A 14,401-nucleotide genomic window follows, 5' to 3' on the forward strand; every position below is an offset into this window, starting at 1 on the left:
GTATATTCTGGTTGATATTGCCTTATTTTTTTTTAACAGATTATAATCCCTGACTTCAAAGTGACCACTCAATGTTTCGTAGATGACAGTTTTGTTTTGTATGAATTTTGATGATGAATCCAGAATACATCAGCATCCTGACACTCGTTGTTTACGCTTTAGTAGTCTTGACAATTATCGTCTATCAGGCTGCCAGGCTTCCCGACGGTTGGCGGGCTTGGATTTTATTTGCGATTACTCGTGTTTATGCCCCAGGCCTTTGGGGCATTAAGGCGAACCGTCGTTGCCCTTTTCCAGGGGATTCTGCGGCGATTATTATTGCCAATCATCGTAGTCCCGTTGATCCCATCATTCTCTGGTATAACTCTCATTTGGGAAGTCCTCAAAAACGGCTGCGATGTATCAGTTTTTTAATGGCGCGAGAATATTATGAGCTACCCGGATTGGTCGGGTGGATCTCAAGGGCCATGCATTCAATTCCTGTAGACCGCGATGGTCGTGATGTGGTACCAGTACGCGAAGCACTTCGTAAACTAAAGCAGGGAGAGATGATTGGAGTCTTTCCAGAGGGAGGGATTCAGGATCCTCGTCCCATTGCACACGCCAATTCTGGTATTGCCTTTTTAGCTCTTCGCTCAAAAGCTCCTGTCTACCCTGTTTATATCAATAATTCTCCACGTGGCAAGAATATGATAGAACCTTTCTATTCTTTTTCCAATGCTTCAGTTGTATATGGAGAACCGATTGATCTGTCCGACTATTATGGTCGTCGTGCCTCACGGGAAGTCTTAGAAGAGGTCACCACACTTATGATGCAGCAACTTGCTTCGCTTGGTGATACCGTATATCTGGGAAGTCCAACTTCTGAGGAAAACAAACAGCTTATCCAAATGCCTGAAGATCATTATCTTTCAGCGAACTGAAGAATTGATCGGATTCGTGTAGGTGATCTTCATTGAAGTGAGTTGCAGCATGAGGAATTTCATCAGGCAGTCGGCGAATTCCAGGTGAGAGTCTTGCATGCATGAGACCTGATGTTTCATGTTGGTGTTCTAAAAGATGTTTTAAATCATGGAATATGACGGTCAGTAAATCGATAGGTAAAGATACTTTTGAATTGGTAAACGCTTCCAACTCATATGAGTTTGCAACATTAAATTCAGAGTGATCCCATGGGCTATTATAGACAAACCATCCATAGCCACCCACGGAAATATCAAACACAATTCTTCCCGGCATTGCTGTGGCCAGCGTATTTTCTGTAATATCAGCAATTTCAAATTTTGTGTTATTGGGTCTGCTTCGTTCGCTCAATGAAGCAGACTCTGAATAAATTTGGACCGCTTCGTGCGCGGTCGAATTCACTTCTTCGATTGTCATCGATGTGATTTCCATTTGTGGTTGAACGGGATGAGCAATATCCATGATTAAGCTTTGTGGAGCCCAGGTATCAGGAAAACCAGAAGGGAATGTGACATGAGAATTATTGAATTTTGATTTACCATAGTTTTCTGCTAAAAAGATCAAGTCTCGAAAATTCACAGTTCCTGATTGATTATAATCCATAAACCAGGCAAAAGGTGAATTTGAATTAGAGACATTAGAACCATAGGTCGATGCGAATAACATCAGATCTCTAAAATTGATCATATCATCATCATTAGCATCATAGGGAATAGCCCAGAACTCCACTTTTGCAAGGTTGATCGCTTCCATTTGACTCTCTGCTTGATCAGTCAATTGTAAGTTGGCTTGTTCGATCAAAAATTCTGCCTGATAAGGACCAATACCTGGCGATTCAAGATCCAGGTTGACCTGATCATTGGCTGTTGACGTAAACTGAATTCGTGCAAGCAACACAAATTGATCATCGCCAACATCAGTCAAACTAGTGCGTGCACTGATGCTCTGAATGGTTCCTGTTTCGTCATCGATCTGTCCGGACTGTTCTTCTAAAAATGCCGGTCCATATTCGATGTTTGATGCTGTTGTGAAATTAGAATTGTAATGCAGGTTGAATGAATATGATTCGATACCGTGGTCAGATGAATTAGGAACACTCGCCCAGACCTCGATCCAATAGGATTGCCACTCTGTTAAAACGGTTTCAATTGGTGGAAGGTTTGCTACCTCACCATTCGCAGTAGTCGTTGTGGGAGTATTTACTACGCGCATCTCGTACTGTGTGACCGGAACGGGGGTAACAGTCAGTTGAAAGGTTGTACTTGATTCCAGACCAGCTAAATCTATGGCACTAATTTCAATTTCAAAGATGCCTGCACTACCCAAATTGGGAGTCCCAATGAGCTCTCCAGTTTGCGAATGGAACTCTAACCAATCAGGCAATCCTGCTCCATCAGCCAACATGGCAGTCAAAATGATTTGATCACCGTCTGTTGAATTCACATCGGAAACATAGCTGTTGACAAAGAGAGAAAAGGTTTCTTCTTCAGCAATGATTTGATCTGGAATTGGTGAGACAACAGGTGCTATGTTTGTAAAATCATTATCAATAATCGACCCACTGGCCTGAATTAAATCTCCCAAATGATAGGTGTTCTGGTCCAGTAATTGGATTTGAATGGTTTCCTCATTTTCATCTTGTAAATCCTCCAGAACTGTTACCAGAATCGTGACAGACGACTCGTTTGCATTAAATGTCACTTCGCCTGTTAAACTAACGAAATCGGAACCGGAAGTGGCTGTGCCTGAAACCTGATAGCCGACGGTCAAGGGAGCATCAATCTGATCATCACTGCGAGTGAGTGTATACACAAGTTGTTCTTCACCTGATTCATCAACGCTGGAGACAGTTGATTCAATGTTGACGACCGGCAAAACTTCGGGGGTCTGGCTGTTAATGAAATCGACAATCGTTTGATATTCAAATGACGTTTCCAGTGGCTGGTCCATGGTGTGTAACAGCCCCCAGTCTCCCCAGGGTGCAGAGAAACCTCCTCCTGTGAAGGTAAATTGATTAAACAGATCAACGCCAATCAGGTCCGCACCGTTTAACAGCGCCTGATAAATTTCCGACATGCGAGGACTGCGCGAAGCTGCATGGACGACCTCTTGCACAGGCCAGCCGTAAGCATCCGGATGAGAGCCCCCTTCATATGTGACCAAATCGATTTCTCTTCCCAAAATCTGCGAGTATTGATCAGCGAGATTCTGGTGATCGATTAGACGAGACAGGCTCCAGAGAATCGTTTCTTCCAATACCGTGTCGATGACATCATCGACTGTCGTAGACTCGTCAAAACTGGCGAGTTGTTCAAATCCCAGTCCAGCATAGCCGGTAACGGAAATGGCATCAAAATTGCCATTCATGGCGGGCAGCAACCCTGCCAACACGGCTGGGTTCGACTGCTGGCCAGCCACAACTCTTACGATTCGGTCTTCCTGCCCGGCGAATACCTCTTGCCAGATCGCAAAATCCTGTTGAATTTGACTGGCGGCAAACTCATACCAGTTTATTCCTGCATTTTCAGGCAATGCAAGTTGATCTTGAATCCAGAAGCTGGCATGAAAACCATAGGCATAGTTCCAGATTTCATTGGACCATTCGACATATATGGTTAGTTCCGGGTCAAGGTTGTCTCGTACCATTTCGGCAAAGTTTCTTACGAAGTCGTCGTTTGCCTGGTGAGGCATATTGAACCAGGCGTTCGCGTTCAGGGTATTAGAGAGTTCAATCATATACTCGGGAGCAATGCCGTTATGAAAATCATTGGGATCATTGCCACCGTGGTAGGTAGCGTCTTCGAGCCGGGCACGATCTTCCCAGGTAACGACGTCGGTTTCATTGGTTTCCATCCAGTCCATAAATCGAAGAGTGTCAAAGGGGGCCAGGCGTTCCAGAAATAAAGGATGGAAGGGAGAGAAGTCATCGCCGGGCTGCCAATCTTGACCAACAAAACTTTGGCCGTTGTAGTCAGGCATCCAGAGATTGAAATTTCGAAAGTGATTGGTGGGGTCGATATCTCGAATTGTCAGTAAAATATCCTGGTTTTCAACTAAATCCAGAAGTGCGTAGTGACGTCCCTCTGAAGTGGTGCCTTGTTCAATTACTCCTGGTAATAGAACCGTTGCTTCACCATCCCATTCTGCCCGATAGATGCCTGCAGGATTGACGTCTCCTGTCAAAATCGGGGCAACGAACTGTTGAATAATCGTTTGTCCTGCTTCGTTAACTGTTTGATGGGTTTGCGTTGGCCAGCCATGCTCATCTAACTCAATGTCAAATAAGGTCGAACCCCACTGTGATTGGAATGTCGTCAGATTTAGAGCGACACTGTTCCAGGTACGCATTGTGTGCGCCATATCTGTAAACGTCCAGGCGGAACTCCAATCTGCGATTCCCTCCAGATTCATCCCTACCTGCATCGGCGGAGCTGTGTCCTGGTTGGGAATAACTGGCGAATTGACATTGTCACCTAAAAAGGACAGCATTTGTAAATTCGTGGTTTGAGTACGCAAGTCAATGCCCTGAAGGTATTCTGGTACTTCAGGACGATCAAACTGAATATATTCAAATCCTGCAACAATATCAGGTTCGAAGGCCTCGAAAGGAGTTGGATCAAAGCCTCCGGGTTGGAGTACGTTATTATTATGATCGAAAGGATCATAATCACTGACTTTGCCCCAGTCGGAATAGGCAACCATGCCTGCCTGGAGTGTTTCCGGCATGTCCGGTCGATGATAACGGTTATCAAGAACCCAGTCTTCGCCTGGAACTTGGTAGAGTGTGAAGACATTCTCCCCGATTCGAGCAATTTGAAGGTTGATCACAGAGTTGTCACCTCTATCTTGCAGAACCAAAGATGAATTACTGTTGCGAGTCGTTTTTGTTTCCATTTGAAATTGGTTTCCAGAGTTCCCGAAACCCAATGAAAGAAAGATGTAGTTCTCTCCATTATTTGTTCCATCATCCGCAAACGACCCTGGTGTCCAGTCGACAGCCGGGTTTTGAATATCTCTTGGAGTTCGAATCATTAACCCCGCTAGTGAAAAAGTGGAACCATTGGGAATATCATTCAGATCACTGTCACCGATATCATCTCGGTCAGAGATATTGACCTGAGTTGTAATGACGAAGTCTCCAGTGATTTCTTTAAAAACTAAAGGACCACGATACGATTCAAACCAGGAAGTTGTGTAAGGTGCCAGGACCATTCTTCCTGCTTGAGTTTGATTGATATCCCAGGTTTCAAGCTGGTCAGCATTCCAACCTTCTGTCTGGTTGATTCTCTGCCAATTTGCGATTGAAGCCGCATTATCAAAGTCATCGTTCAGATCGGTTAAATCGTCGGCAGCCAGTAATTGTCTGTCTTCCAGAATTTCGATTTGTGCAATCGAATGTGTAGGAGCGAAACTGCGACGCCCTCTGGATCTTTTAGGTCGTTTTTCAAATTGTTTTCGAAAGTTACGGCAAAATAACAACACAAAATACTGATAAAAATTGCTGAATCTGTCAAATAGCATGAAAATCTCGTTGCTGAATTTGTGTCAAGGGTTAAAAGCGAGCTCAAAGCTGGTGGGTGATTATTAAGAGATTCGTCAGATAGTCCCGACTGCGACAAAAAGGTTGAATTTTCTAAGGTAATTGATGAGATCCCTGGAAATTCTGAGATTCCATTTCTGGCTATTCTTGGAAAAACCAATAATATAAGAGGATTGAACCTGTCATTTTTGAGAACTATTTCGGCCCTTGCTTGTCGATACTACGGACAAGCTCTCGTTCTGATTTTCGAAGAATTTGATGCTTTTAACTGATCTGTCATCTGCTTTATTAAGAAAGCCAACTAGCTATGCCAGCTTTAGGTGTGAATATTGATCATGTTGCCACAGTTCGTCAGGCACGCTTAACTTATGAGCCAGATCCGGTTTGGGCAGGAGTTCTGGCGGAATTGGGCGGTGCTGATGGGATTACGTTGCACCTGCGGGAAGATCGACGACATATTCAGGATCACGATCTTTATACCATGAAGAAAACGGTACAGGTTAAGTTGAATCTGGAAATGGCAGCAGAAGCAGAAATGACGAATATCGCTCTGGATGTACGTCCCGATCAGGTTTCATTGGTTCCAGAAAAAAGAGAGGAACTGACGACAGAAGGAGGGCTGGACGTCATCACAAATTCAGACCGGATCAGACATTGCATCGATCAGTTAAAAGAGGCAGGCATTGAGGTCAGTATTTTTATTGATCCAGACGTGGATCAAATCGCTGCTGCGAAAAATCTGGGAGTTCAAGGAGTCGAACTGCATACAGGCCGTTACGCTGATGCTACTTCGGCAGATGATCAGCAGATAGAATATGAAACACTGGTCAATGCCTCTGAATTTACCATTCAACAGGGATTAAAGCTGCATATGGGACATGGGTTAACGTATCGTAATGTCTCAAAGATAGCATCGATACCAAATGTGAGTGAGTTAAACATTGGTCACAGTATTGTATCTCGAGCAGTTTTGGTGGGAATGGAACAGGCGGTGCGTGAGATGAAAGCTTTGATTACAAGTTAGGCTCTTAACCAAGATTCTCACCCAAGATATTCCTGCGAGGCCAACTGATTTATTTTTTATTAAAATAGTTTAGTAATTCGGGTTTCTTGTTTGACTTGTGCGGTTTTGATTGACTATTTTTGGTAATCATTAAAAGCCACCAAGCTTATTTGTAGATCAGGAGTTATGAAATCTCGAATCCAGCACAGATTTCAAAGAGACTGGTGTCTGACAGTAGATTTCTTTTGATTGATTCGTTACGGTGGTCTGCTATACGAACGAGATACATCACCGGAAGGTTCCGTCGACATCGCGTGTGCTTGTATCTTGAACATGTGCCTTTGGGTTTCGGTATGGTTGCGAATTCCTGCAATCGCTATTTTTCCAACCGATCTACTTAAAATCATGATGAATTTAAGTAACCAGGGAATTGTGAGTTGCGTTTCTGAAATCACATTGTTGGTTGAAACAACTTATTTACGACTCACGCAAAATGAGTAAGGGGAAAAGTGTTTCGAAATCTTTATGGTTTCGATTTTCAATGGATTGCTTTTTCAGTAGTGGGACAAAATTTCTCTTCCCTCTACAAACTTTGCTTTAACTTATTGTGGATATGGTCGGTTCTTAGCAGGACAGGGTATGACGGATCTCTACGCCTGCGATTTCACTCAGACATTTAGAGGAGCAGTTTGCGATGACTCCCAAAGACTTTTTTGCATTTGCAGAAAAAAACGGCGCTAAAATGGTAGACCTGAAGTTTACCGATATCTTTGGCACCTGGCAGCATTGTTCGTACCCCATTAGTACTTGGGACGAGAGTACTTTTGAAGATGGTGTTGGTTTTGACGGTTCTTCCATTCGTGGTTGGCAGACAATTGACAGTTCAGACATGCTTGCCGTACCCGATGCTTCAACCGTGAAAATGGATCCTTTTTTCAAGCAGCCTACCGTCAGCGTACTGGCTGATATTGTGGATCCCATTACCAAAGAGGATTATAACAAAGATCCTCGTAATGTTGCGAAAAACGGTCTTGCCTATCTGAAACAAACAGGCATTGCAGACACTTGCTTTATTGGGCCCGAGCCTGAATTTTTTGTCTTTGACGATGTCCGTTATCTTTCGAACCAACGCGGGGCGATGTACGAGATTGATTCTTCGGAAGCTGCCTGGAATACAGGTAGGTCCGAAGAGGCCAACTTGGGGCATAAAGTAGGCTATAAAGGGGGATATTTTCCTGTATCACCTCTTGATACCTATGGTGACTTGCGTGCTGAAATGGTTGAAGAGTTGATAAAACTGGGGATCGTTGTCGAAGCACATCACCATGAAGTGGCGACTGCCGGTCAGTGCGAAATTGATATGGAATTCGCACCACTACTACAAATGGCCGATCAGTTCATGTGGTACAAGTATGTGATTAAAAACGTTGCGAAACGCAATGGCAAAACAGTCACGTTTATGCCTAAGCCCGTCTTTGAAGACAATGGGTCCGGAATGCATACGCATATCTCACTCTGGAAGGGGGGAGATACTTTGATGTATGGTGATGGCTATGCCGGCATGAGTGAGTTGGCTTTGAATGCCATTGGTGGAATTCTCAAACATGGCCGTGCATTGATTGCTTTGTCAAATCCAACCGCCAACAGCTTCCATCGACTGGTACCTGGCTTCGAAGCACCCGTAACACTGGCCATGAGCCAGCGTAACCGATCTGCTTCCTGTCGTATCCCAATGTATTCTGGTAGCCCCAAGGCGAAGCGTGTTGAGTTCCGTTGTCCCGATCCAACGGCCAATGGTTATCTCAGCTTTACTGCTTTGATGATGGCGATGATTGATGGCGTTCAGAACAAAATTGATCCTGGTGAGCCTTTGGATCGTGATATCTATGACATGACTCCGGAAGAATTGGCGGAAACTAATGTGGCTCCCAAGTCACTGGAAGAAGCTCTGGACGCGCTGGAAGGAGATCACGCCTTCTTGACAGCTGGCGATGTCTTCAGCGAAGATCTGATCAAATCCTTTATTGAGTATAAGCGAACAGAGGAGTTGGATCCGATTCGTTTACGACCTCATCCTTACGAATTTGATCTCTACTATAACGCGTAAACGTTTGGTAGATTAAGCAAACATTGAAGTAAAAAACAACTCGCAGTGAATCATTTGATTTCCTGCGAGTTTTTTAATGAATAGATAATTACTGACAAAATGGCAGTTGCTGTATGGCGATTATTTCAGCCAAAATGGCACTTTTTTGGAGTGGCTCATATGTTTGAGCAAATATTATTTTTTCTTAAGTATTTGTTTTAAAACTATTTATGTTTTTTGCTTCTTTTTCTGACAGATTTGGCATGTTCTATGCTCTATAGCTTATCATCAAAGTTGTGTTGAAAAGGTCCTTTAAAGATCTAGAAAACGATAAAAAGTATGTCAGTAAAGGAGCAAAAGTCATGTTAAGTACACGAACTCACAAATTAGGATTTCCTTTTTCTGCTAATCTTCGTTCAGAGCTGGATGATGCTTTCAGTCAAATGTTTGGCAAGTCATTAGCTGGATGTGAAGGTGCGTACTCTCCACTTTCGGTTTGGGAAGAAGAAAGCAAGTATCATGTCGCCCTTGATGTTCCCGGTATGAAAAAGGAAGAATTGTCACTCGATATTCAGGATGGTCACCTTATTCTGACAGGCGAACGCAATACTGTCGAAAACCGTGAATATCTACATAATGAACGTCGATTTGGGAAATTCAAGCGTGTGATCCAGCTTCCGGATTGGGTAGATCCCACTTCGGTGAATGCAACGATTGATGCGGGTGTTTTAACCATTGTCCTGGATAAAAAACCGGACTTGCAGCCGAAGAGTATCGAAATTAAGGATTCATCGCAGTCAGAATAAACACTGGTAAATTTTTAATTGATTAACAGATTGTTCGTTGCGGCCCCGATTGTCTTTTCTAAAAAGGCAATCGGGGTTTTTGATTCCATCATGCATGAAATGTTATCGTTTTTTTGGTTGATCCAGTAAATTCAGCTTGTCTAATTCCTGGGCAGTTTCGCTTAAACGCTAAGTCTTGATCAACTGTCAGTGTGAGGTCCTGGTAAAGATTTCATGGTTTTCTGACCAATGATTGCGGTTACAAAAGTTTGAAAGTGCAGAAGTCATAAGTGTTTATGTGGTGTTATGACAATTCAGTTTTGATTTACCTGATCTAATACGGCACAGCAATTGCAATTCTTAAGAATGTTTGTTTTTAATGCGCTAAAACGCTTCAGCAGATGCGAATGAATATAAATTGTTCTAATGGTGATTTGGGAATCCAAGTATAAGTAAATTTTCAATACTTTGGTCTCTCCTCGAGATAGTTGCCTTCCCATGTCTCGATTCAAACATTGAGTTTTTCAATGAGCGCCCGCCTGCATCTGAAGCTTTCCTATATGAGTTTTGACTCAATTTAATGATTCAAGGACCGTAACTAATGTTACCAGGATACTTAATTGACATGGATGGTGTGATTTACCGTGGGACTGACCTGATCGATGGGGCAGTCGAATTTATTAATGAATTAAAAAAGAGAGATCTCCCTTTCATTTTTTTGACCAATAACAGTCAAAGAACTCGCAGGGATGTCGTCACGAAATTATCCCGTATGGGAATCACGGTGGGTGAAGAACATATTTTTACCTGTGCGATGGCAACTGCCCGATTTCTTGCACAGAGTAAGCCCGATGGAACAGCTTACGTTATTGGAGAAGGAGGTCTGCTCCATGCTCTGCATCGCAATGGATATTCTATAGTTGATCATGATCCCGATTATGTTGTCGTTGGCGAAGGCAGGTCGATGAACTTCGAAATGATCGAAGCCGCTGTACGCATGATTGAAAATGGAGCAAAATTAATTGCCACTAATATGGATCCCAACTGTCCAACGCAAAATGGTCTCAGACCTGGGTGTGGAGCCATTGTCGCAATGTTGGAAGCGGCTACTAAGAAAAAAGCTTTCAGCGTGGGAAAGCCGAGTCCTGTTATGATGCGCAGTGCAAGACAGGAATTGGAGATTTCTTCTGCTCAAACCACAATGATTGGCGACACAATGGAAACGGATATTCTAGGTGGTGTGGAGATGGGATATCGTTCTGTACTGGTTTTATCAGGTGGAACCTCATTGACTGATTTAGATTATTATGCCTATCAGCCCGATCTCGTCGTTGAAAGTATTGCCGATTTAAACAAAGAAGAATTCTTTCATCTGGATCAGTCACGATTTCCTAAAGTCGAACGCTTACTCGCCTGATTTTTTAAATGTCGACCGTGGCATTTCCTTTTAGCGGTATAAAAGCACCCTCATTCAGAGGGAACCGGTTCTCGCGCGCATTGAGGTATTTCTAACGGTACGTTACAATTCCTGAAAATGAGGCGATTAAATAGATCTATCACTACGTTTACAAGAATCATGTTTGAACGACGCGAACTGCCTTTGAATTGAATACAGAGGGCAAATCGCAGCAGGAATACTTGAATGGCACGTCTGACTCAGGCCGATTTAGCAGATCTCAACGAAGCATTTGAAGAACGAACTCCCGCTGAACTGATCCATTGGGCACAGGAAATGTTTGGCTCGCGTCTGGCAGCATTATCATCAATGCAGCGTGCAGGGTGTGTTGTCGCGCATATGTTGAGTCAGATGAAAGCGGAGATACCAATTCTGTTTGTAGATACTGGTGTTTTATATCAGGAAACATTGGAGACCCGTGATCGACTGATGAAAGAATACAATTTAGATATTGTTACTCTGGAACCAGAAAAAACAATGGCACAACAGACTGAAGAGCTGGGGGTTTTATACCTTTCAGTCGAAGGGCAGGAGCAGTGTTGTGATTTGCGAAAGACACAACCTTTAATGCAGGTTGCAGATCAATATGACGCTCTGATTGGAAGTCTACGTCGCGCTGATGGTGGCCAACGCGCGAATGTGCCTATTTTGGCAATCGACCCTGCGATGAACTGCTTGCGTGTGAACATTCTCGCAAGTTTATCCAAGGAAGAGTTTCAGGCCTACCTCGAAGAGAATCAAGTGATTACAAACCCGCTACATCAGCAAGGGTATCCAACCATTGGTTGTAATCGTTGCACAACTCCCGTAATGGAAAGCGAACCGAATCGTGCCGGACGTTGGCGGCACTTGGGACCCTGGTCTCAGTATTGCGGAATCAACCCGACTGATGTCTCGGGGAAACACGCACCCGCAATCGAATTATCACAGCATTTGGTAGATCGAATTCTGGGACGCGAAACGGACTTTATGATCTAACGAATTTTACTTAGTTGTGATTCCCTGAGTGAGTTCTTTGTGTAACGTTTTGGTGGAACTTCCCCAGGCAGGGATAAATCCTGCAGCCTGACTCTTCTGAAAGAATTGTCTGCGATCTGCTTTGGTATCTGTATATCCCAGAGTGAAGACCGATGTGAATCCGTTTTTTTGAATCTGAATCATTTCTCGTTCTTTCCCATCGATCCAGTCGCCAGTGTGAGTGTAGGCTGATTCCCATAGTAAACCATCCGGATTATGTGGATGTGATTTACTAAGATAAAGCCCTGGGACTAGGATACCAGTTTCCTCACCCACAAAAACAGATTTCCCAATCAGATTCAATCCACGATTTTGCATGATAAACTTATCCGGTGAAGATTCTTTGAATTTCCGGACCAAGTCGATCATAGCCTTGACACTTTTTGCTCTACGAGAAACTGGCCACTCTTGTTGATTGATATAAACATCTACGGTATCGATTGTATCTAAGAATAGTCCATCAACTTTTTGATCGTAAATCTGATCGATCTTTTTGAATAGGTACTTATGCCACATGCTGTTATTAACGTCAATATGACACGATTGAAAGATTTCATTTTTTCCTATGGAGATCTTCTCTAATAAAGTTGGTTTTTTGTGTTGCTTGAGAAACTGTTTAAAGTTTGTTTTTTCTAAAGATTCTAATTCACCCACACTGATGTAGGCGATCACTTTGGCACCCACTTGGTGGGCGTGATCGATTAGTGTTGTGATCTGATTTTGGTTAAGCCCACGCAGATCAATGACAACAACTTGTCCTTTTTTAAGTTGCTCTTGTAACTGCGACATGATTTTAGGATCGCTGCCATAGTAGAGCTGAAAGCTGGTTGGGACAAAAACCTTTTCTTCTGCGCTGACAAGTGGGGCAGAAGTCGCCAGAGCTAAGTTGAATAGTATACTAAAATAGAGACACGAAAATATTTTCATCAAGCCGGTTCCTCTGGATGTGGTTTGTGTTTTCATCGAGTCCTTTGTTATTCTAAATGATATCAAAATCATACAGAAGCTATAGACTCTCTTATTTTCAACTGGAAGATCAACCATGTATAGAGACCAAACTAATAACCAGACGATTTTCAGCATCTTGACTTTCGTCCTGATCAGCTGGATCGTTTCAACGAGCTGTTTCGCAGCAGCAAAGAATCCTCCCAATATTGTTCTGATTGTCAGCGATGATCAAGGATATAAAGACCTGGGTTGTTTTGGCAGCCAGGAAGTGATCACTCCCCACTTGGATCGTTTAGCCAAAGAAGGAGCCAGACTTACGAATTTCTATGTGACCTGGCCTGCCTGTACTCCTAGTCGAGGTAGTTTATTGACGGGACGTTATCCACAACGGAATGGTATCTATGACATGATTCGAAATGAAGCACCTGACTATGGTCATAAATATAAGCCCGAAGAGTATGAAGTCACCTTTGAGCGAATCGGTGGCATGGATGTACGAGAGAAGTTACTGCCGCAATTATTGAAAGCCTCCGGTTATGTCAGCGGGATTTACGGTAAATGGGACTTAGGAGTACATAAACGCTTTCTTCCCTTAGCTCGTGGATTTGATGATTTCTATGGGTTCACAAATACTGGCATCGATTATTTCACACATGAACGTTATGGCGTCCCCTCAATGTTTAGAAATAATGAACTTACCGAAGAAGATAAAGGAGAATATTGTACCTATCTCTTTCAGCGCGATGCCGTTCGATTTTTAAAAGAGAACCACCAAAAACCATTCTTTCTTTATTTACCTTTTAATGCACCACATGGAGCATCAAGCCTCGATCCTCGTATTCGTGGTGGTGCCCAGGCACCGGAAAAATATAAAAAAATGTATCCTCATTTGAAAGACAGCCTCGTTACGAAAAAAAAGACGGGACGCTACGAATTTCGTGAGAGCTCCAAAGGGCCTGTGATCGCGCAGGGGGTTTCAGCTAGCAAACGGCGTTTGGAGTATGTCGCTTCTATTACTTGCATGGATGCCGCCATTGGCGAAGTTTTGGATTTGCTTGATGAATACAAAATTGCAGATAATACCATTGTCGTTTTCTTTTCTGATAATGGAGGTGGGGGAGGATCAGACAATTCACCTCTTAAAGGTAAAAAAGGGATGATGTTCGAAGGGGGCATACGGGTTCCCTGTATCGTGCGATACCCAAAAAAAATTAAGGCGGGTACAGTCAATGAAGGATTACTCACCTCATTGGAATTAGTGCCCACATTCCTCAAGGAAGCAGACATTCCATTACCTGAAGAGATTGTCTTTGATGGATACGATATGTTGCCGACGTTGATGGAACAAGGAGAGTCTCCTCGAAAGGAAATGTACTGGCAACGCCGGGCTGATAAAGCAGCGCGGGTGGGAAACTGGAAGTGGGTAGAATCAGCTAAAGGAGATGGTCTGTTTAATCTTTCGCAGGACGTGGGGGAGAAACATGATCTTTCAAAATCACATCCTGAAAAGCTGAAAGAGATGAAAGCTTACTTTGCTAACTGGAAAAAAGAAATGGCCGAAGCGGAACCACGTGGACCGTTTCGTGATTTTTAGTTACAAACT

The 14,401-nt window shown here is 43.3% G+C and carries 9 protein-coding genes; 7 read left to right on the top strand and 2 right to left on the bottom strand.

What is annotated here, in order from left to right; translation table 11 throughout:
• The first annotated feature begins 110 nt into the window (after positions 1-110).
• On the top strand, positions 111-923 hold the full coding sequence (locus V202x_RS17055) for a lysophospholipid acyltransferase family protein (RefSeq protein ID WP_145177528.1): 813 nt from the start codon (positions 111-113) through the stop codon (positions 921-923).
• On the opposite strand, the gene V202x_RS17060 is transcribed toward V202x_RS17055, so the two are convergent.
• Positions 883-5,484 (bottom strand): putative Ig domain-containing protein, encoded by a 4,602-nt coding sequence (locus V202x_RS17060; RefSeq protein ID WP_145177532.1) that lies wholly within the window; start codon positions 5,482-5,484, stop codon positions 883-885. The two genes, V202x_RS17055 and V202x_RS17060, sit on opposite strands and share 41 nt — an antisense overlap.
• A gap of 326 nt (positions 5,485-5,810) precedes the next feature.
• Between V202x_RS17060 and V202x_RS17065 the strand changes: the two genes are divergently transcribed.
• From V202x_RS17065 to V202x_RS17085, 5 genes are all read left to right on the top strand, one after another.
• A complete protein-coding gene (locus V202x_RS17065; RefSeq protein WP_145177535.1) occupies positions 5,811-6,527 on the top strand; it encodes a pyridoxine 5'-phosphate synthase in 717 nt (238 codons plus the stop codon).
• A gap of 673 nt (positions 6,528-7,200) precedes the next feature.
• Complete coding sequence (gene glnA, locus V202x_RS17070; RefSeq protein WP_145177538.1) at positions 7,201-8,613, top strand: type I glutamate--ammonia ligase; 1,413 nt, start codon at positions 7,201-7,203, stop codon at positions 8,611-8,613.
• Between the two features lie 341 nt (positions 8,614-8,954).
• Complete coding sequence (locus tag V202x_RS17075) at positions 8,955-9,398, top strand: Hsp20/alpha crystallin family protein (RefSeq protein WP_145177541.1); 444 nt, start codon at positions 8,955-8,957, stop codon at positions 9,396-9,398.
• 580 nt (positions 9,399-9,978) lie between these two features.
• Entirely contained in the window at positions 9,979-10,794 is an 816-nt protein-coding gene (locus V202x_RS17080; protein ID WP_232098538.1) for an HAD-IIA family hydrolase, read from the top strand.
• Positions 10,795-11,019: 225 nt separating this feature from the next.
• Positions 11,020-11,811: a phosphoadenylyl-sulfate reductase gene (locus V202x_RS17085; RefSeq protein WP_145177545.1), complete on the top strand. Its 792-nt coding sequence runs from the start codon at positions 11,020-11,022 to the stop codon at positions 11,809-11,811.
• 6 nt (positions 11,812-11,817) lie between these two features.
• Here V202x_RS17085 and V202x_RS17090 read toward each other — a convergent pair whose 3' ends face one another.
• Positions 11,818-12,777, bottom strand: a complete 960-nt coding sequence (locus V202x_RS17090; protein WP_197992934.1) for an endo alpha-1,4 polygalactosaminidase — start codon at positions 12,775-12,777, stop codon at positions 11,818-11,820.
• A 115-nt stretch (positions 12,778-12,892) separates the two neighbouring features.
• On the opposite strand from V202x_RS17090, the gene V202x_RS17095 reads away from it, so the two are divergent.
• Entirely contained in the window at positions 12,893-14,392 is a 1,500-nt protein-coding gene (locus tag V202x_RS17095) for a sulfatase-like hydrolase/transferase (protein WP_145177552.1), read from the top strand.
• The last annotated feature ends 9 nt before the right edge of the window (positions 14,393-14,401 follow it).

It is taken from the genome of Gimesia aquarii (assembly GCF_007748175.1).
Lineage (GTDB): Bacteria > Planctomycetota > Planctomycetia > Planctomycetales > Planctomycetaceae > Gimesia > Gimesia aquarii_A.